Below are 20,087 nucleotides of genomic sequence, written 5' to 3' on the forward strand. Positions count from 1 at the left end.
CAAATTTCAAAAATATTTCCTTAGCTCGGTACCAATTGCTGTCGCTTCAGTTATAGTAATTACTTTAAAGAATTGAATATATTGGTACTCCCTTGCAAGGCACATCAAATCTCTTTCACTGGCCGATCACCGTGTACTATGAAGACACTGATGCGGGCGGTGTTGTATATCATTCTAATTATCTAAAATTCTTTGAGCGCGCACGGACAGAGATGTTACGTGCTAAAGGCATTTCTCAACATGTGTTACTGGAACAAAATATCGGCTTTGTTGTCCGACACATGGATATCGATTTCAACCAAGGGGCTAGGCTGGACGAGCATCTGACAGTCGTAACCCGAGTGTCAGAAATAAAACGTGCTTCTCTGCAATTCTGTCAAGAGTTGGTCAATGATCAAGGCAAGATATTGTGCAAGGCCTCGGTTAAGGTAGCATGTATCGATAATAAGAAAATGAAACCAATAGCTATTCCAACCTTTATAAATTCGGAGCTAACAAATAGTGACTGCTGATATTTCCATTTTAGATCTCTTTCTTCAGGCCAGTCTGTTGGTAAAGCTTGTGATGCTGACGTTGCTTGGCATGTCAATTGTGTCATGGGCAATGATCATCAAGCGCAGCAAAGTGCTTTCTCAAGCTTCAAAAAATGCAGAGCAGTTTGAAGACAAATTTTGGTCGGGTACTGATCTTTCTCAGCTTTACCAAAAAGTAAAAGCGCGTAAAGACGAAATTGAAGGCACAGAAGAAATCTTCTACGCAGGTTTTACAGAGTTTGCTCGCCTACGTAAGAGCAACGCAAATTCACCAGCTTACATCATGGAAGGCACTGGCCGCGCAATGCGCGTTGCTGTTTCTCGTGAAGTAGATGAGCTAGAAACAAGCTTACCGTTTTTGGCAACAGTCGGTTCTATAAGCCCTTATATCGGCCTATTTGGTACCGTTTGGGGCATCATGCACGCCTTTATTGCGCTGGGTGAAGTAAAGCAAGCTACGTTGTCTATGGTTGCACCGGGTATCGCCGAGGCACTTATCGCGACAGCGATGGGGCTATTTGCGGCTATTCCGGCAGTAATGGCGTACAACCGCCTAAGTAATAAAGTGAGTAAACTAGAGCACACTTACGCAACATTTTCTGAAGAATTCCACAGCATCCTTCATCGTCAAGCGATGGCTGGCCGAGACAGCGCGGATAAGGAATAAAGCATGGCGGGTTATCAACCTAAAAAGCGAAAAATGACAGCGGAGATCAACGTTGTTCCGTATATCGACGTAATGCTCGTACTGTTGATCATTTTTATGGCGACCGCTCCATTTGTGACTCAAGGCGTCGACGTTGATCTTCCGAAAACATCGACCGCAGAATCTATGCAAGACCTTGCTGGCGAGACTGACAGTAGCTTTATTATCATCGAAATTGATAGCGAGGGTAATTTAGGCCTAAGCGTAAATGATGAAGAAGTTCAGCGAGGTTTGTCGTTGCAAGATGTTATTGTGCGAGTGAAAGCGGAGCGAGAGGTTAAGCCGGATTCACCAGTTGCGGTAGGTGGCGACGCGGCAACACCATATGCCGATGTTGTTCTATTGCTAGATGAACTAAGTCGAGCTGGTATCCCTAAGGTAGGTCTAATGACCGATATCAGGGAATAGACATCAATTATCTATGAAAGATCACAAGAAGAAACCCAACCAATACGCCAAACCGATAGCAATATCGGTTGGTTTGCATGCAATTCTAGTTGCAGCCCTGCTTTGGGGGACGGACTTCAACATGTCTAAACCAGAGCCTACAGGGCAAATGGTTCAAGCTGTTGTCATCGATCCAAAACTTGTGCAGCAACAAGCGAAAGAAATTCGCCAGCAACGCGAAAAGGCAGCGAAAAAAGAACAAGAGCGTCTTGATAAACTGAGACGCGAAGCAGAGCAGCTAGAAAAAAACCGCAAAGCTGAAGAAGAGCAAATTCGCAAGTTGAAAGAGCAGCAAGCGAAAGATGCTCAAGCGGCGCGAGAAGCAGAAGCTGCACGTAAGAAAAAAGAGCAAGAGCGCAAGCAGGAAGAAGAACGTGTTCGCAAAGAAAAAGAGCGAGCTGCTAAGCTAGAAAAAGAGCGCAAGGAAAAAGAAGAAGCCGTGCGTAAAGCTGAGCAGGAGCGTTTAGCAAAAGAAGCGGCTATAGCAAAAGCTGAGCAAGAACGTTTGGCTCGTGAAAAAGCAGCAAAAGAAGCGGAAGAAAAAGCACGTCGTGAGCGTGAAGCTGCTGAAAAAGCTGAACAAGAGCGCATTGCAAAAGAGAAAGCGGCAAAAGAGGCAGCGGAGCGAGAGCGTAAAGCGAGAGAAGCAGCTGAGCGTGCCGAGCGTGAGCGTAAAGCTCAAGAAGCCGCGTTAGATGATATTTTTGCGGGTCTCGAGGATGAGGTCAGTAAAAACAGTGCTGCGCGCAATCAATTTATTGACGACGAACTTTCTCGTATGTCATCCATCTATACTCAAAATATTCAGCAAAAGCTGATTAAGGATGACTACTTGCTGGGAAAGGAGTGTAGGGTAAACATCAAATTGATTCCGACAGGAACTGATATGATGGTCTCTGGTGTTACCGTTTTGAGTGGCGATACTCGAGTATGTGCTGCGGCGAAGCGAGCAATAGCTCAGGTAGGGACGTTCCCTAAATCTTCAGAATCAGCGGTCAATGAAAGACTAAAAGACATCAACATAACTGTTGCTTTGGACTAAAAGGAATAAGACGTGATTAGACGCCTTTTACTAGGAATGTTTGTACTGTTTAGCAGTATGACAAATGTGGCGAATGCCGCATTAGAGTTGGTCATTACCGATGGTATTGATTCAGCACGACCAATTGCTGTTGTTCCGTTTAAGTGGGAGGGCACACAAGCGCTTCCAACGGATGTTTCTGCTGTTATCGCCTCGGATTTACAACGTAGTGGTAAATTCAGCCCAGTTCCAACGAGCAAAATGCCACAAACACCGTTCAGTGAATCAGAAGTTAATTTTGATGCTTGGACCAATTTAGGTGTGGATGCGCTATTGACTGGTTCAATCAAGCAAAACGACCAAGGTGACTACGTTATCAACTATCAACTTGTTGATATTGTGCGTGGTCAGTTAACAGGTGGGAAGAGTAAGGCGCTTGGTAGTGACGGTGAATTGGTTCTGTCAAAAGATCATGTGCTGTTCAATAAAGTAGCCACTGTTCAAGGGCCTCGTATGCGTGAGTACGCTCACCGTATCTCTGATTTGGTGTATGAACAGTTAACTGGCGACCGTGGCGCTTTCATGACTCGTATCGCATATGTGGTAGTGAACGATAAAGACCGTTTCCCTTACCAACTTCGAGTCGCTGATTACGATGGCTATAATGAGCGTCTGGTTTTACGTTCTAAGCAACCATTAATGTCACCAGCGTGGTCACCAGATGGTAAAAAGCTTGCGTATGTTAGCTTCCAAAATGGCCAAGCAGAAATCTTCATCATGAACATCTACACCGGTGAACGTGAGAAAATTACTTCATACCCACGTCACAATGGTGCGCCAAGATTTTCGCCAGATGGCAATAAGTTAGCGATTGTTCTTTCTAAAACAGGCTCGCTTCATGTTTATACGTTTGACCTTAACACTCGTAAGCTGACGCAAATTACGCGTGGCAGATCAAATAATACGGAACCGTTCTGGCATCCGGATGGAAAATCGTTGATTTTCACATCGGATAGGGGTGGTAAACCACAGATTTATCAAGTAAATTTGGGCAGCGGTTCTATTGACCGTTTGACTTGGCAAGGCAGCCAAAATTTGGGTGGTCAGATTACTCCTGATGGGCGATTCCTAGTTATGGTGAACCGCAGCAACGCAGGATTTAATTTGGCGAAACAAGATTTGGAAACTGGTGCTCTTCAAGTCTTAACTAAGACCTTGCTTGATGAGTCTCCTAGTATTGCCCCAAACGGTGGCATGGTTGTGTATAGCTCGATTTACAACAAGAAAAACGTACTATCGATGGTGTCAATTGATGGTCGATTCAAAGCTAGATTACCGGCAACAAATGGGCGTGTTCGAGCGCCTGCATGGTCACCGTTTTTGTAGTAATAAGTTTGATTAATAAAGGAAAATAAGATGCAACTGAACAAGGTTCTAAAAGGGCTACTAATCGCGCTTCCTGTAATGGCTGTTACAGCGTGTAGTTCAAGCGACGACGCTGCTTCTAACACTGGTGCAGCAACAAACAACAATGGCGCAGTGGAAACAACAGTAGCTACGCCAATTGATCAAAGCGGTCAGTTGACAGAGCAAGAGCTAAAAGAGCAAGCGCTACGTGAAACTCAAACAATCTACTTTGCTTTTGACAACTCAACAATTGCAGCAGATTACGAAGAGATGCTAGCGGCTCACGCTTCTTACCTAAGCAAGAACCCAGCACTTAACGTAACTATCGAAGGTCACGCTGATGAGCGCGGTACACCTGAGTACAACATTGCTCTAGGTGAGCGTCGTGCACAAGCAGTAGCGAACTACCTACAAGCACTAGGTGTTCAAGCTGACCAAATCTCAATCGTTAGCTACGGTGAAGAGAAGCCACTTCTTCTAGGTCAATCAGATGAAGTTTACGCTAAGAACCGTCGCGCGGTTCTAGTATACTAATTCGAGGTAATCCTCATGTTCAGTAACACTAAGCGCGCTGTTGCGCTTACGTTACTGGCAAGTGCAGCGAACTTTGCGTTCGCTGCACCAGCTCCAGTATCCGATCTCAACAGCACATCATCTGTCTCTAAGAGCCGTTCATCTGAAACGGAAGTAGAACGTCTAGAACGTTTGCTACAAAATCGCAATCGCGTTCAGCTCCAAATGCAACAGCAAATTGACCAAATGTCACAAGAGATCAGTGAATTGCGTGGTCAATTAGAGCGAAATAGCTACGAAATGAAACAAATGTTGCAACGTCAACGTGAGTTGTTTGTCGAGCTGGATCGTGTTCGTGGAGAGATAAAATCCACACCTGCACAAGAAGCACAACCTGTGAAAACAGGTGGCCAGTACACTCCAAATGTTGATGAGCAAACGGCATATCAGAATGCAGTTGACCTCATTCTCAAAAAGCGTGATTACACTGGCGCAATTGCAGCGTTCCAGCAGTTCCAGAAAGATTATCCTGATTCTACATATTCAGCGAATTCTCACTACTGGTTAGGTCAGTTGTACTTCGCTAAAAAGCAGGATGAGGATGCAGTGAAAAGTTTTGCCGCTGTTGTGTCTTATAAAGACTCCAACAAGCGAGCCGATGCGTTGCTTAAGTTAGGCGAAATCGCTGAGCGTAATAACAATGCAGCTCAAGCGAAAAAGTACTACCAACAAGTGGTTGATGAATACCCAGGTAGTGCATCTGCAAAACTTGCCAGCTCTAAGCTGTAAGACGTTATGTTTTGAAAAGGAAGCCTCGGCTTCCTTTTTCTTTTCCATTTTTTGTTGGTGCAGAACGGCTAAGTCGATAGCAATGATGCAGAGCCTCTGACCTTGTGTTGCACCGAATTTCGCTACTCGGAAATGCTACCTGTAACAAAGATATACGGCTAGACCGCTAGAAATCCCCGCGACAAGTTGGTTTTTGAAAATTAACGAGGTTACAATACTCGGATTAAAGGAAGTTGCGTAGAGCAAGAGCAATGAGCCATATATTAGATAAAATCGACACTGTTTACCCATTCCCACCGAAACCAGTTCCATTAAGCGAAGAAGAAAAAGCATCTTACATTGAGCGTATTAAAAAGTTACTCAAAGAAAAAGATGCGGTACTTATCGCACACTATTATACCGACCCTGAGATTCAAGCCCTAGCTGAAGACACTGGCGGGTTTGTTGGTGACTCGTTGGAAATGGCGAAGTTTGGTAATCGTCACCCTGCAAGTACATTGATTATTGGTGGTGTTCGCTTTATGGGCGAGTCGGCAAAAATTCTGACACCAGAAAAGCGCATTCTAATGCCAACGTTGGAAGCGGAATGTTCGCTCGACCTTGGCTGTCCTGCGGATAAGTTCAGCGAGTTTTGTGATGCTCACCCTGATCATACGGTTGTAGTTTACGCAAACACCTCAGCAGCGGTTAAAGCCCGTGCCGACTGGGTCGTTACATCGAGTATTGCGCTTGAAATCGTGGAACACTTAGACGCTGAAGATAAGCCAATTATTTGGGGACCAGACCGTCACCTAGGATCGTACATCGCTAACAAAACTGGCGCAGATATGCTGCTTTGGCAGGGTGAGTGTGTGGTTCATGATGAGTTCTCTGCTGATGCGCTACGAAAAATGAAGAGCGTGTATCCAGATGCGGCTATTTTGGTTCACCCTGAGTCACCAGCAAGCGTCGTAGAACTTGCCGATGCCGTTGGATCAACGAGTCAGCTGATCAAAGCAGCGAAAGAGCTTCCTCACAAACAAATGATCGTTGCGACAGACAAAGGCATTTTCTTTAAAATGCAGCAACTTGTGCCAGAGAAAGAACTTATCGAAGCGCCAACCGCAGGTGCAGGCGCAACATGTCGCAGCTGTGCACACTGTCCTTGGATGGCAATGAACGGTTTGAAAGCAATTGAGAAAGCGCTTAGTGAAGGTGGTGAAGAGCACGAGATTTTTGTTGACGAAGAACTGCGTGTTAAATCCCTTATACCGCTTAACCGCATGCTAGGTTTTGCTGAGCAGCTAAATATGCAAGTGAAAGGTAATGCTTAAAAAGTAGGCGTAACTGAAAGTAAATCTCAAAAACCAGCCGAATATGGCTGGTTTTTTTGTGTCTTACTATCAATGAGTTACTATTGATGCAATCAATGAATATCGAGGTCATAAATTTATGGCGGTGTGGTTAGTAGTTAAAAAGTGGCTTAGTTCCCACCTTCTTAAATTGAGCAACCGAAGCCTTCTCATCTTTAGTGGCTTATATGTGAGCCTTTCATGGTGGCTGCTGGTTCTCGCTGGTGAAACCGCATTAACAGACAGTTTCGCTAACTTTATCTATTACCTCATGGTTACGGCGAGTACGGTGGGTTATGGCGACCATTCTCCTGTAACAGATTTGGGTAAATGGGTTGTCGTACTATTTGTAATCCCCGGCGGTTTGAGCTTATTCGCCGCATTATTGGGGCGTGTCGCTGGAGCAGCGATGGACTATTGGCGAGCGGGTATTTTAGGAAAACGGAGAGTAAGAGTGGAAAACCATATTGTATTGTTGGGCTGGAATGGATCGAGAACGATGCACCTTATTCGCATGTTACAACATGAAGAAGAGGGAAAGCGCCCGATTGTTTTATGCAGCCGTTCAGAAATAGAGAACCCGTTACCTGGCGAAATCAGTTTTATCAAAGTGACCAGTTATACCGATTCGCAAGAGATGAAAAACGCCAATATTGCCGAAGCCGCTTGCATTATTGTGGATAATCTCTCGGACGACATTACCTTGTCAGCCGCTCTGTACTGCGCATCTGTAAACCCTTCCGCTCATTTGGTCGCTTACTTTAAAGATGAAGCGCTAGGCCGACTTCTAAGTCAGCATTGCCCGAAAGCGGAATGCATACCTGCTGTTGGCGCAGAAATGTTGGCAAAAGCGGCGGTTGACCCGGGCTCAAGTGCGCTTCATCAGGAGCTTTTGGCTTCAACACGAGGTATGACGCAATACTCAGTTATTTATCCTGAGGAGCAGTCTGCCACCACTATTGAGAATCTCTTCGTTTTTCTCAAAAGACGCCATCATGCCACGCTGATTGCTTTTGATATTGGCGATGGTATTCAACTCAACCCAGATTTAGATGCTGAAGTACCCGCGAGTACCAAGCTGTTTTACATTGCAGATGAACGTATTGAAGATTTTGCCTGGAAAGAAATGAACAAGGAACAATAATGCACATGATTGCTGGCCTGTTAGCAGGCTTCCCAAACTTTTTACTCTATTTCTCTGTTTCTATTATTTTTGTATTGGCGTTTAAGTTCATCTACGTCAAGTTGACGCCATACGATGAGTGGCATCTGATCAAAGAAAAACAAAATACAGCAGCAGCGATTGCGCTAAGTGGGGCCTTCCTTGGTTACTGTCTCGCGATTTCGGGGGCGGCAAAAAACTCGGTCAATATCGTCGATTTTATGGTGTGGGGCGTTGTCGCAATGCTTGCTCAAATTATCGCATTTGCAATTGTACGCTTTATTTTACTTCCGAAAGTGGCAGAGCGTATCGAAAAAGATGAACTGCCAGCCGGTATCGTATTAGCAGCAGTTTCTGTTTCGGTTGGCGTATTGAATGCCGCGTGCATGACCTACTAGGAGGAACGATGAAGCGGAGTTCTAACGTTAAACGTTCTTCCATGGACAAAAGCTTAAAGCTTGGGAAAATTCTTCCCTTTGCTGCCTTTGGTGGTATTTTCTTCTTTGCTACGTACGAGTCAAAAACAGAAGGGTACATTTTTTCTGATGCCGATGAGTGTAAATCTAACTCGCCTGAGTTTAGTGAACAGTGTGACATTGCATACCAAGAAGCTTTAGCTCGTGCCGAACAAAATGCCCCTCGCTACCGCAGCGAGTTCGAATGCGAGAATGATTTCTACGAGGATGATTGTTACTACAGTTCCAGTTCCCGAGCTTATGTACCTAACTTTGGCGGTTTTTTTTACAGTCGCTCATTAAGCGGGTTGAAAGGTTATAACAAGAGCTATTACTCAGAGCCGATGTACCGTTATAAATCCAAATTCTATAATGGAGCAGGACAATTCTTTGGCTCCTACCGAAATCAGCCGACCAAAGTTGCGACGAATAGCCTTAATAAACGTGGTGGCGGCACCATTGGCAGGGCGATGTCTCGAGGCGGGTTTGGTAAAGCGGTGTCGGTCAGTCGAGGCGGTTAAAAAGAACTATGTTTCGACGAGAAATACAAGAGCGCGAAAACTGGCGTGAATTAGCACGCCAGTTTGGTTTTGGTTTCCATACCATGTATGACCAACCGTATTGGGATGAGAGTGCTTACTATCAATTCACGCTGGAGCAAATTGAGCGCGATATAGAAGCGCCCACTGAAGAGCTGCATCAGATGTGCCTGGCTATTGTGGATGAAGTCGTTCGGAGTGAGCGGTTGCTGACGCAATGTGCGATCCCTGAATCTATGTGGGAGCAGGTCGCTTCTTCATGGAGACGAAGCGAACCTTCGCTTTATTCGCGGCTGGATTTCGCGTACAACGGGACCTCGCCAGCAAAATTACTGGAAAACAATGCGGATACGCCAACCAGCTTGTTTGAAACTGGCTTTTGGCAGTGGGTGTGGCTAGAAGATGTTGTAAATAAAGGTCGAGTTCACCAGAGCGCGGATCAATTCAATATTCTTCAAGACTTTTTGATCGAGCGCTTTGCCGAAATAGCAAAATACCAACCAGGACAAACACTTCACTTTAGCTGCTGCAAGTACACTGAAGAAGATAAAGGGACTGTCCAGTATTTAGAGGATTGCGCGCGAGAGGCAGGGTTAGCAACGGCATTCGTGCATGTCGAAGATATTGGAGTGACGGAAGATGGTCTGTTTGTGGATGCTGACGACAGAGCGATTCGTTGGATGTTTAAGCTTTACCCTTGGGAGTTTATGTTTGAAGAGGAATATGCGAAGTACTTAGCGACTGCGAACGTAAACTGGTTAGAACCGATGTGGAAGTCGATTCTATCCAATAAAGCACTTTTACCGTTATTGTGGGAGCGCTTTCCTAATCACCCGAACCTTTTGCCCGCTTATTTTGCTAACGATTCAAAAGCGAACACTATGAGAGATTATGTCATCAAGCCACTATTTTCTCGAGAGGGCGCGAACATCGAGATCGTCATCGATGGAAAACGTTTTGTTAAAACGTCAGGGCCTTATGAATCTAAATTCAATATCGTCCAGCAATACCATCCACTACCTAAGTTTGGGCACAACCATACGTTAATTGGCAGTTGGTTGGTCAATGATAGAGCTGCCGGTATTTCGATTAGGGAAGACAGTAGCTTAGTGACTCAAGATATGGCGCGGTATATTCCACATGTAATTTTAACATGATCAAAAAAGCTCTCCATTTGGAGAGCTTTTTGTCTATTCAGCCGTTCAATCTTGATGGTCGACAGCGTTGCGTCTATTGTTCTTCAGCTAATGCAACACCGCGCTGGGTAAGACCACATAACATCACTGGCATTGCATTGAAGATCTCTTCAAACTGCTCTAAGCCTTCCATACCTTGTTCGGCCAATGTTTCAATGGTTGTTTCTGGGTCGTAAAGCATAGTAAGAGAAAGTAAAACACCACCGAGTAGGGCATTATCTTCGCTATCCTCAGGCATCAACGTTTCCCAGTCATCACGCGCAAGTTGCCAGCCTTGTAATACACCTTCACAGAAATCGCGAGCCTGACTTGTTACAATGTCTTGCTCATCTAGCGCGCACCCTGCAGGCCACTGCCAAGTGCCTTCTAGGAGAGCGGGACGAGTTTGGTTCCACATTTGTACAATCTCGTCAATGTACTGCTCTAGTTGTTCACCGTCAGTAAATGGCGCTGTTTCTTCTCCACCCCATAAGAATGGCAACCACTCTTGAGGCATTAATACGTTTGGCGCTGCAGCCATCGCTGTTACAAAGCCTTGAGTTTTTGCTAGGTTTAGTAGTTTACCGTCAAGTTCTGGGAGAGAAAGGATGTCTTGTAGTTTCAAAATAGAATACCATTTGTTAATGGGCTGGTTGATTGCGCTCATCTTACCAATCAATTAGTGATAAATCGATATTAGGGAATGATTCACACATCTATGGAAATTCGCTCATCACTTAGAAAAAAAAGCATTCTCGCCCTAACACTTTACCTGTGCTTCTTTATCGCCACTATCGGTTCTGTCGCCTATTTGGTTGTTGAGCCACCGGTTAGACAAAAGCTAGAGCAAAACCTAGAGTTACGTACCCAACTCCTGGCTCTTGAGATAAAAGAGCCCCTCCTCAGTTCTACAGGTGTATTGAGCAGCTTAGTAGGGCTAGCCCAAGGGACTGAAAATATTCAATCTCTCAACACAATAATTCCACATATACTTCAATTGAGTGACAAGATGCTTGTTAGTGGTGGCGTATGGCCTAAACCCGAACTAAAAGCAGAACAATGGAGATATAAAAGTCTATTCTTCAATAAAAACAGTGATAGTGGTATTGACCAAATTCACTCCTACAATAACCCCGAATCTGGCGGTTATGATAATGAAGCCTGGTATGTCGCTGCCGCCGATGCTCCGGTAGGTTCTGTTAGTTGGTCTACGGTTTACATCGATACCTTTACTCAGGTCCAGATGATTACCGCGTCTTCTCCGTACTACCAAAACGGTCGATTCGCTGGAGTTGTAACGGTAGACCTATCACTTGATGCACTTTTTCAGTTTATTCGAGAGCACACGAACCAGCATTCTTTGGGGGTAGTGGTTCGCGATGCTGACTCAAACGTGATTATTGAACACAACTTTCAACTGACGGACGAAATTTATGTCAGCGAGCTTGATTTCGGAGAGTTCGATTGGCGCATGGAAGTTGTCAACGCAAAAGCTAAAGTCGCCGATCAAGTGTTTGAACAAGTGATGAGCGTTGAGGGGAGGATCATTCCATTTTTGCTCTTGTGTGTCTTGGTCGGTTACTACTTACTGAATCGCTATATTGTTGAACCAATTGTTCGCATTGCCGCTAAGATTGATGACTCGAAAACTGGTGGGATCATAGATATTGACTACGATAGCGATGACGAAATCGGACAGCTTATCGAGAAGTTCAATGAAAAGACGATCTATTTAGAGCAGGAGAGAATAAAAGCTCAGGCTTCGACAAACGCTAAAACGGCATTCTTAGCCACATTGTCCCACGAGATTCGCACACCAATGAACGGTGTACTAGGAACTGCCCAGATACTGTTAAAAACACCACTTACCGATGAGCAGCGTAAGCACCTGAGAACACTTTATGATTCAGGTGATCACATGATGACATTACTCAATGAGATTTTAGATTACTCAAAAATTGAACAAGGGCATGTTGAGTTTGAAAATAAGCCTTTCCCAATTGAGTCGATTATCGGCAGTATCAAGAGTGTTTATCAAACGCTATGTGCAGAAAAAGGTCTTCGCTTTAGAGTAGTCTCGCATTTACCAACGGGTCGTTGGTACAACAATGACAAAGCCCGTTTGCGTCAAGTACTGTTCAATCTACTCAATAACGCTGTTAAGTTCACCGATCGTGGCATCGTAGAGGTAGAGCTAGCCGAGAAATCGAGTAAGGCTGGCACCAAGCTGATACTAAAGGTAAAAGATACAGGGATTGGTATTTCAAAAGAGGCACAAAAACGCATTTTTCGTCCTTTTGAGCAAGCAGAGTCATCAACGACTAGACGGTTTGGTGGTACAGGGCTTGGTTTAGCAATAGTCAAAGAAATCGCGGAACATATGGGTGGGCAAGTGGTTGTAGAGAGTCAGGAGGACGCTGGAACGACTTTTACTGTCGAAATTGCCCTTACACCTTGCAAGCCGGGTAAAGTAGAGTCAATCAATACACATAAATTGAACTGTAAAGGGTTGAAAGCACTCATTGTTGAAGACAACCGAACAAATGCGATCATTATGGAAACTTTCCTCCGAGCCAAGGGCTTTGAGTGCACAAGTGTCGAAAATGGTCAGCTTGCAGTCGATGAGGTTGCGATCAAACCATTTGATTTGATACTGATGGATAATCATATGCCTGTTCTAGATGGCGTTGGGGCCATATCAGCCATTCGAGCAATGAGTTCACCTGCTAAGTCGGTACTGATTTTTGGCTGTACAGCGGATGTGTTCAAAGAAACACAAGAGCGTATGATTAATGTAGGAGCAGACCACATAATAGCGAAACCAATAGTGGAGTCTGAATTAAATGATGCACTGTATCTTCATGCGACACAGTTATATCAGTACCAATCGGACTTTGATGGAAATGCAGCAGATAGCTTTAATGCTGAAAAGTGGTTACTCAACTTCTATGTCGCTCTAGATAATGGACATCTTAATGAAGCACTTGAGGCTATTTCAGCGATCATTGCGGAGGCTCCCCTTGAACTCAGTGGCGACGTTTCTTCAGTCGCCGAACGGATAAGAAGTAACTTAAAGCGTCAGCAATCCCCGGACCAAGATGATATCGATACATTAACGATTTTGCTGGCCTCACCATAACTGAATCAATATGGCGCAACTGTGAATTGTTCTTACTATTCATACGTCATCCAGCGTCGTCACAAACTCTTCTAACCTGCAATGAACAGGCTTGCAGTTTTACTTTTACGAGTAAAGCAGCAAGACCTTCTACTGTGATTATATCGGTAATACTCTGAATTTTCGCAGCTTGGTAGCATAAGCTATAGGAGTGACTGTTTACAGTCCGAGTTTTGTTCTAACTTTACGTCAAAATAATTATCGTAACCCCTTTTCATGTAAGTGAAATCCGTGTTTTTGTACCATTTTTACGTGATTTTAGGCGTTTTTACTCGCCATTGGTGAAAAAAACTACTTTTACTTTAAAAGTTGGTTATAAATTTACAACTTAATTTTAAATACAGAACCATAAGCTAGTTTTTGTGTGCTCTAATTGCATCATTAACTGGCTTGGTGTCTTTTTAGTGGTTAATAGTTTTATTATTTTTATTAATTGCAGTGTTTGATTTTAAGGGTTTTGTAAATGAAGTCTCGTGGACCATTTTGTATTCGTCACGCCGCAGCGGATACCTTTGCTATGGTTGTTTTTTGCTTTATCACAGGGATGATTGTCGAGATTTTGATTTCAGGGATGACATTTGAGCAATCTCTAGCATCGCGTACGCTATCGATTCCAGTGAATATCGCCATTGCTTGGCCGTATGGGGTTTTTCGTGATTGGGTGCTGCATCAAGGTAGTAAGGTGTCACCGTCTTCCTTTATGAAAAACATCTCTGATCTGGTCGCTTATGTACTATTTCAATCTCCAGTTTATGCGGGTATCTTATTCGCAGTTGGCGCGTCTACAGATCAAATTGTGACCGCAGTGGCAAGTAACGCTGTTATTTCTTGTGGCATGGGTGTGTTGTATGGGTACTTCTTGGACATGTGCCGCCGTTGGTTCCGTGTTCCCGGTTATTCTCAAAGCATCTAAATGCCCCAGTTTTGCTCAATTTAGTTACTTAGTGAGCAATCGATTCGAAAAGGGCGCTTTTTTTTATGTTTAGCCTTGACCATCAGGCACATAATCATTAAATTAGCGCCTCGTTAGCCAATGATGCTAACCAAAATTTGATTCGGTGAGTTGTCCGAGTGGCTGAAGGAGCACGCCTGGAAAGTGTGTATACGGCAACGTATCGAGAGTTCGAATCTCTCACTCACCGCCACATTCTAAAAGGTCTGATTTGTCAGGCCTTTTTTCGTATCTACACTAAAGTAATGCGTAATTGAAAGTACACAAGAGTGCTCAAGGTGCAAGCGCCATTCTATCTACAAGCCAACTATTCACATCTCACCTCTATACAACGCCAAAATTGAAGATGCTATACAGAGACAGCCATAATCTGATTGGTGCGGGTTAGCACATCCGCTTTAATCTAGAATTTAGCACCCATATCACATGAGGTATGAATACGGCCACAAGAATGAACGTAGTGCTACTAGATGCTAAGCAAAACAGCCATGAACACGAATACAACAGCAATCATACCAAAGAGATCTGTGTTTAGATTGAGGTCATCAGGGTTAAATTTTTCAATGCTTTGCGTCGTTTTGCATCTTATCTTCATGTTCTTGTCCTTATTTCATGTACGATTTCAACAGCAACATAACATGCAATTGAGTGTTCACAAGTCATAAAAAGCATAAGTATACTTGCACCACATTGAGCGCAAAAAATACTCAAAGCGTTTTAAAGTGGCGGTCTACCTTTTGTAACATCAAATATTCTTTCTGTTTTTGTGCCTGTATCGCTATAGTTGAGAAACGGTTATCTCGTTCTAGTTAGGAACAAACTACTGGCTGCCGCTACATTCTCTCAGCGTTCCCACTCAGTCGCCTTGGGTAGATACTTTAGTCGTTGAGTACTGCAAAAAAACGCCGCATGAGCAGCGGCGCTTTGTTGAGGAATTCCCTTTCCTACTTGTAGCTAAGTTCTGTCGCTTTGCCTTTGAAGATCCGGTATACCACAAAGGTGTAAAGCAATATCACCGGCATAACAATCATCACACCGTAGCCCACGATTATTAACGTCGCAGGCGAGGAGGCAGCTTGTTGTGCGGTCATTAATCCCGGCACAACTTCTGGGAAGAAGCTATACGCAAGCCCGAGAAAGCTCAACGCGAAAATGACAGTGACACCAAAGAAAGGCCAGCGCACACCCAGATCATTCACCATTGGAACCTGACGCAAATAGCGATCAACTAGGAAGATGGTTGCCAATACAATTAACGGAACTGGGGCAAGCAACAAGATTTCTGGGAAGCTGAACCAACGCAAGGCAACTTGTTGATTTACAATTGGGTTTACAACGCTAACCACCAAGATTCCTAAGGCTGCTAACCAACCAGCACGGCGAGACCAACGGGCCGAGCGTATTTGCAAATCACCTTCCGTTTTTAGTACTAACCATGCGCCACCGATGTAAACGTACGCCGCCGCTACACAAAGTGCGCTTAACCAAGCAAAGCCAAATGCTTCGGTTGATTGTTCAAATCCCATGATGTAACGACCCACCATGTAGCCTTGGGTTAGCGCGGTGACTAACGAGCCAATTCTGAAGCACCAATCCCAGTGAGGTTTATGATCCGAGTTCGCTTTGGCTCGGAAGTCGAACGCCACGCCACGCATGATCAGTGCGATAAGCATAATCGCGGTCGGCATGTAAAGTTCCGTCAAAATCAAGCTATGAGCAGTAGGAAAGGCAATCAGCAGAATACCGACGGCTAACACCAACCACGTTTCATTCGCATCCCAGAAAGGGCCGATAGACGCTATCATTCGGTCACGTTGCGCTTCATTATCACTCGGTAAAAGGATACCGACGCCAAGATCGTAGCCGTCGAGCACGGCATACATAAAGACCGAGAAGCCAAGCAGCAGAAGATAAATTTCTGGTAGATAGTCGAGCATGATTAGGCCTCTTGTTGTGTCAGTGGGACTTCATGGGCTGCAACGTCTTTGCGCGCCAAATAGAATAGGGTATGGATGTACGCAACCAGCAATGCAGCATAAATGGCTAAGTACATAATGAGCGAAGTCATCACGCTACTGCTCGCAACCGTGGTGACGGCTTCGGATGTTCGCAATACACCGCTGACCAACCAAGGTTGTCGACCAATCTCAGTAACATACCAACCCGCCAGTGTGGCTATCCAACCAGAGAACGTCATGGCTAATACCGTGTACAGGTAAGGTTTAGGTAGCGCTTTTTTACGTGCTAGCTTCACCGCGCCATACCAGCTAACAAGCAACATAAGGACACCAACACCAACCATCACGCGGAAACCAAAGAACAAGGGCTTCACTGGCGGGTGGTCAGGTGCAAACTCGTTAAGTCCTTGGATTTCCCCATCTAAGTCATGCGTAAGAATCAAACTCGCCAGCTTTGGGATGCCCACTTCAAAATCATTGCTGCGAGTTTCTTCATTTGGCATCGCAAACAGAAGAAGAGGCGCGCCTTGCTCGGTCTCCCACACGCCTTCCATCGCTGCGATTTTTGCAGGTTGATGTTCAAGCGTGTTTAACCCGTGAAGGTCACCGACAAAGATTTGAATTGGGATGAATCCAGCCGCCGCGAACAGCGCGACTTTTAGGCCAAGTTTGGCTGAGCGGTGATCTGGCTTTTTCATTATTTGATAAGCTGAGATACCCGCAATCAAGAAGCTGGCAGTCAGCGCCGATGCTAATAGCGTGTGCAGAAGACGGTAAGGTAAAGAAGGATTGAAAATAACTTCCTTCCAACTGGTTACATGTACAATTCCGTCAATCACTTCATAGCCACTTGGTGTGTGCATCCAGCTGTTAAGCACTAGAATCCAAAACGCGGACATACTTGTCCCAACAGCAACCAGAACGGTGGCGAGAGTATGAACCCATTCCGGCACTCGTCCTCGTCCAAAAAGCATCACGCCAAGGAAGGTGGCTTCCATAAAGAAGGCGGTCATCACTTCGTATCCGAGCAATGGTCCTGCTACGTTACCGACTCGTTCCATAAAGCCTGGCCAGTTGGTACCAAACTGGAAACTCATCGTAATGCCGGATACTACACCTAAGGCGAAAGTAAGAGCGAATATCTTGACCCAGAAGTAATAAACATCGAGCCATACGGGGGCTTGGGTGCGGTTATATCGCCACTTGAAAAACACCAACATCCATGCCAACGCGATGGTGATGGTCGGGAAGAGAATGTGAAAGCTGATATTGGCCGCGAACTGGATCCGCGACAGCATGAGGGTATCTAACATCTTGGTTCCTCAAAAACGTGCCATACTAAAAATCGTGTCTATCTGTAATTTAGTTACGAAAAGTCGGGCAGTTTGGATTCATGTATCGAGAAATACAGGTGATTCTGTTTTCTTCTAACCATGATTTATATCAACTAAGGGAAAGAAAGGAGTGTAGGAAATTGTCTCAAAATGCCACTAATAGTCGCGAGAAGTGAGTAAAAGAAAGCAAATGTAACTGAAGGAGCATGGATTAAGATTAGTTCGAATTATCCTTATGATGGTTTCGATAATCCTGAAATAAAATTACAAAAACAATATTTTTAGTAAGGAAAATTGCCTTGCCTTCACTTTGAACCTCCATACTATTTATACACTAGTCATGTCGAGATCATCTCAAACACAGCAAACTTACTGGCAGTTAAGGTGGGAAACTTTAGCTAATTGATAAACTTAAAATTGCACTGCTAATGACATATGCATCATAAGTTCGTTAGCACTCGACCAGAAGTGCGATAGGCTACATTTTTATACTAGCGAACGATTTGGCGCTAGGTAATTCGGCTTTCACTAGATCAACAAGTCGACTGCGGACCATTTTCGATTTCTGATGAGTTTCAATCCAAACTGACACTTACTTTTCAGCAAGTGTGCTAGTGTCTTTCTTATTATTTATTAAATAATTAATAGATGCCGATATGGTAAAGAGAGTTGTGGACAGCTATCTCGAGCAGTAGACTGGCGCTAGCCAGAGAGTCTGACTTTGAGGGGGGCATTCTACATGAATTTTGGATTCTGCCACCGCAAAGCTGATATTGAATTTGATGGAGATGGATAATGAATGACAGTTGGGCTAATTTCTTTCCTTACTTTGCTGGAGCTTTTAAGCTTATTGTATTAGGGATAGGAGCCTACTTAGCCATAAAATGGCATTTTGACGAAGAGCGAAGGGTAAGAGAAGCGGAAGGTGTGGTGTTTGATAACCCAAGTCTCATGAAAAAGTTTGCGAAGACGCTAACTCTGCCATTCCTTTTGTGTCTTCTCGTTCTTCTTGTTATATATGCTACCAACTGGTTCCTGTATTGACGGCTTTATTGTTTGTTGTAGTAAAGCTGAATGCTGCCGCCTCTGAGAGTCGAGCCGTAGTTGAAGTTAACGCCTATGCCGAAATTGTCCAACCAATCAAAGGGCTTTGGTGCATAAAATAGCCATCCTATAGAAGCTTCGTAGTAATGCGGACTTCCCAGTTCATCGCTTAAATCATGCGAAAGGTCGACTCTTTTAATCCCGGTAAATAAAGCCTGCTCACCGTGATAAATATTGTAGTAACCGGTGATTTCATTAGATAGGTACCAACCTTTAGGGTTGCCTATATTGCCGTTATTTGCGCTTCCCCAGCTGTGCCCAATGAATGAATTCAATGTCGAACTGGCATGCCATTTCCCCCAAATTGTGGGAGACGTGTATTTGGCTTTAATGGATGGTTGAACTATTGCCGCCCATGCTGAAACGTTAACGGCACGGCCGTCTAGGATTCTTCCAATGATGGATGAAAGTTTATTATCGGTAGAGAATGAGTTTTTATAACGCATAAGGTGAGTCGTCGTTCTGGTGCTAAGGGTGACGTTTTCACTTGCTTTGTATAGATACCCATAACCAATCGATGCACCGTATGTCCTTTCCTTGAGAAGATCCTTACTTGTGCCGAATAGTTTGAGATCATTCTCTGTTTGTATCGTAAATGCCTTAAACGACAGCTCATGTAAGTCCTCGCTGCCCTCTATGTCAAAGTTAGTCGTGTAAGGGAGAACATATACGGATTTGCTTCGACGTTCATTGATTGACTCGTCAGTCCCGAACTCTGGGTTGGCGGTATCAAATAATGCATTCGGATCAAAGTCGCCAATACCAAACGCAATTGCGTCAGTGTCGGACAGCAAAACCGCGATAGAAAAACGTTGTTGGAGAAGGTTGCTAATTTCCTTATCTAGTGGATCCGCTTGAGCTGTGTTAGGAAGAGAGAGTAGGAGAGCGAGCGAAACGACTCGCCACTCCACTGAGGCGAAGTTGGGTTGGAACATTTTGGCTCTTTCAAATGGTTCATGCATGGAGTTTTTGGACGTACCGGTACGCTAACATTAGTTTAATCGTTGAATGGTCGGTGTAACTTTGAGAAATCTATGTTTTCTCATATTGATATGAAAAAGTTCCTTAAACGAGTTTAGCTTCAATGTGTATGCTGCACCAGATTTGTTTAGCAACATCATTCTTTTCTGAAGATGTAGCAAGACTTTGTGACTAGGTTGCATTATTTTCTTTAATGCGTCTCTTGAGAGGAAAATAGCAAACTTTTTTATTGCCTTGGCGCTCAAGAAAATCTGAATCGTTCACTGTGCTACTGGTTAACTTCGAAAACTTGTAAGCATCCTGTCTGCCAACATCACGACTAACATCATCAAGGAGTACCCTTAAATACGTCAGATAAACAATGGTTTTTTTGAGCTTTAGAAGAAATGTTCGGACCTTTGCATATTCCGCGGTGGTGCTCAATCCAAGAACTGTGTTTTGTATGTGTTCTCAGTAAATCATTGAGTCGATCTATTCTTCAAAATGTGGTCCCTTTTAATTC

Annotated in this window: 20 protein-coding genes and 1 tRNA gene; 16 read left to right on the plus strand and 5 right to left on the minus strand. The window is 44.3% G+C overall.

The genetic code is table 11. From position 1 onward, the window contains the following. Window positions 1-92: 92 nt before the first annotated feature. The 12 genes from ybgC (at window position 93) to R7070_RS07780 (ending at window position 10,060) form a co-directional block, all read left to right on the plus strand. Window positions 93-512: a tol-pal system-associated acyl-CoA thioesterase gene (ybgC, locus tag R7070_RS07725; RefSeq protein ID WP_017820044.1), complete on the plus strand. Its 420-nt coding sequence runs from the start codon at window positions 93-95 to the stop codon at window positions 510-512. Beyond that, window positions 502-1,200 (plus strand): protein TolQ, encoded by a 699-nt coding sequence (gene tolQ / locus R7070_RS07730; protein WP_005378301.1) that lies wholly within the window; start codon window positions 502-504, stop codon window positions 1,198-1,200. The genes ybgC and tolQ overlap by 11 nt, the downstream gene beginning before the upstream one ends. Before the next feature lie 3 nt (window positions 1,201-1,203). Further along, window positions 1,204-1,647: an ExbD/TolR family protein gene (locus tag R7070_RS07735; protein ID WP_005378298.1), complete on the plus strand. Its 444-nt coding sequence runs from the start codon at window positions 1,204-1,206 to the stop codon at window positions 1,645-1,647. 13 nt (window positions 1,648-1,660) lie between these two features. After that, the gene (tolA, locus tag R7070_RS07740; RefSeq protein ID WP_042522108.1) at window positions 1,661-2,728 is read left to right on the plus strand and encodes a cell envelope integrity protein TolA; all 1,068 of its coding nucleotides are present in this window, start codon (window positions 1,661-1,663) and stop codon (window positions 2,726-2,728) included. Window positions 2,729-2,740: 12 nt separating this feature from the next. Next, a complete protein-coding gene (tolB, locus tag R7070_RS07745) occupies window positions 2,741-4,093 on the plus strand; it encodes a Tol-Pal system beta propeller repeat protein TolB (RefSeq protein WP_005387925.1) in 1,353 nt (450 codons plus the stop codon). A gap of 30 nt (window positions 4,094-4,123) precedes the next feature. Continuing rightward, window positions 4,124-4,648, plus strand: coding sequence for a peptidoglycan-associated lipoprotein Pal (pal, locus tag R7070_RS07750; RefSeq protein WP_005378293.1), 525 nt, complete (start codon window positions 4,124-4,126; stop codon window positions 4,646-4,648). A gap of 15 nt (window positions 4,649-4,663) precedes the next feature. Continuing rightward, entirely contained in the window at window positions 4,664-5,416 is a 753-nt protein-coding gene (gene ybgF, locus R7070_RS07755; protein WP_005378285.1) for a tol-pal system protein YbgF, read from the plus strand. A 251-nt stretch (window positions 5,417-5,667) separates the two neighbouring features. Continuing rightward, window positions 5,668-6,729, plus strand: coding sequence for a quinolinate synthase NadA (nadA, locus tag R7070_RS07760; protein ID WP_158173767.1), 1,062 nt, complete (start codon window positions 5,668-5,670; stop codon window positions 6,727-6,729). Window positions 6,730-6,847: 118 nt separating this feature from the next. Next, entirely contained in the window at window positions 6,848-7,891 is a 1,044-nt protein-coding gene (locus R7070_RS07765; RefSeq protein ID WP_238852469.1) for a potassium channel protein, read from the plus strand. Beyond that, the gene (locus R7070_RS07770; RefSeq protein WP_005378281.1) at window positions 7,891-8,307 is read left to right on the plus strand and encodes a DUF350 domain-containing protein; all 417 of its coding nucleotides are present in this window, start codon (window positions 7,891-7,893) and stop codon (window positions 8,305-8,307) included. Before R7070_RS07765 ends, R7070_RS07770 begins: the two co-directional genes overlap by 1 nt. A gap of 8 nt (window positions 8,308-8,315) precedes the next feature. Continuing rightward, window positions 8,316-8,885: a DUF1190 domain-containing protein gene (locus R7070_RS07775; RefSeq protein WP_025766906.1), complete on the plus strand. Its 570-nt coding sequence runs from the start codon at window positions 8,316-8,318 to the stop codon at window positions 8,883-8,885. An 8-nt stretch (window positions 8,886-8,893) separates the two neighbouring features. After that, the gene (locus R7070_RS07780) at window positions 8,894-10,060 is read left to right on the plus strand and encodes a glutathionylspermidine synthase family protein (RefSeq protein WP_042522104.1); all 1,167 of its coding nucleotides are present in this window, start codon (window positions 8,894-8,896) and stop codon (window positions 10,058-10,060) included. Between the two features lie 73 nt (window positions 10,061-10,133). Here the strand turns inward: R7070_RS07780 and R7070_RS07785 are convergent, their stop codons facing one another. Then, complete coding sequence (locus R7070_RS07785; RefSeq protein ID WP_005378278.1) at window positions 10,134-10,745, minus strand: YecA family protein; 612 nt, start codon at window positions 10,743-10,745, stop codon at window positions 10,134-10,136. 51 nt (window positions 10,746-10,796) lie between these two features. On the opposite strand from R7070_RS07785, the gene R7070_RS07790 reads away from it, so the two are divergent. The 3 genes from R7070_RS07790 (at window position 10,797) to R7070_RS07800 (ending at window position 14,401) form a co-directional block, all read left to right on the plus strand. Next, window positions 10,797-13,217 carry a hybrid sensor histidine kinase/response regulator gene (locus R7070_RS07790; RefSeq protein WP_017820050.1) on the plus strand — a complete coding sequence of 807 codons (2,421 nt, stop codon included), beginning with the start codon at window positions 10,797-10,799 and terminating at the stop codon, window positions 13,215-13,217. A gap of 502 nt (window positions 13,218-13,719) precedes the next feature. Further along, a complete protein-coding gene (locus R7070_RS07795; protein ID WP_054575116.1) occupies window positions 13,720-14,169 on the plus strand; it encodes an L-alanine exporter AlaE in 450 nt (149 codons plus the stop codon). A 144-nt stretch (window positions 14,170-14,313) separates the two neighbouring features. Beyond that, a tRNA-Ser gene (locus R7070_RS07800) sits at window positions 14,314-14,401 on the plus strand. Between the two features lie 273 nt (window positions 14,402-14,674). Here the strand turns inward: R7070_RS07800 and R7070_RS07805 are convergent. From R7070_RS07805 to R7070_RS07815, 3 genes are all read right to left on the minus strand, one after another. Next, window positions 14,675-14,803 carry a hypothetical protein gene (locus R7070_RS07805; protein ID WP_005378275.1) on the minus strand — a complete coding sequence of 43 codons (129 nt, stop codon included), beginning with the start codon at window positions 14,801-14,803 and terminating at the stop codon, window positions 14,675-14,677. A 349-nt stretch (window positions 14,804-15,152) separates the two neighbouring features. Then, complete coding sequence (locus R7070_RS07810; RefSeq protein WP_017820054.1) at window positions 15,153-16,145, minus strand: cytochrome d ubiquinol oxidase subunit II; 993 nt, start codon at window positions 16,143-16,145, stop codon at window positions 15,153-15,155. Between the two features lie 2 nt (window positions 16,146-16,147). Next, window positions 16,148-17,479: a cytochrome ubiquinol oxidase subunit I gene (locus tag R7070_RS07815; protein WP_005388402.1), complete on the minus strand. Its 1,332-nt coding sequence runs from the start codon at window positions 17,477-17,479 to the stop codon at window positions 16,148-16,150. Between the two features lie 816 nt (window positions 17,480-18,295). Here R7070_RS07815 and R7070_RS07820 point away from each other — a divergent pair. Beyond that, on the plus strand, window positions 18,296-18,544 hold the full coding sequence (locus R7070_RS07820) for a hypothetical protein (protein WP_005378271.1): 249 nt from the start codon (window positions 18,296-18,298) through the stop codon (window positions 18,542-18,544). Window positions 18,545-18,549: 5 nt separating this feature from the next. On the opposite strand, the gene R7070_RS07825 is transcribed toward R7070_RS07820, so the two are convergent. After that, window positions 18,550-19,539: a Solitary outer membrane autotransporter beta-barrel domain gene (locus R7070_RS07825; protein ID WP_017820055.1), complete on the minus strand. Its 990-nt coding sequence runs from the start codon at window positions 19,537-19,539 to the stop codon at window positions 18,550-18,552. Between the last annotated feature and the right edge of the window lie 548 nt (window positions 19,540-20,087).

Origin of the sequence: Vibrio sp. 1557 (assembly GCF_033340175.1) — a bacterium.
In the GTDB taxonomy this organism is placed as follows: domain Bacteria; phylum Pseudomonadota; class Gammaproteobacteria; order Enterobacterales; family Vibrionaceae; genus Vibrio; species Vibrio alginolyticus.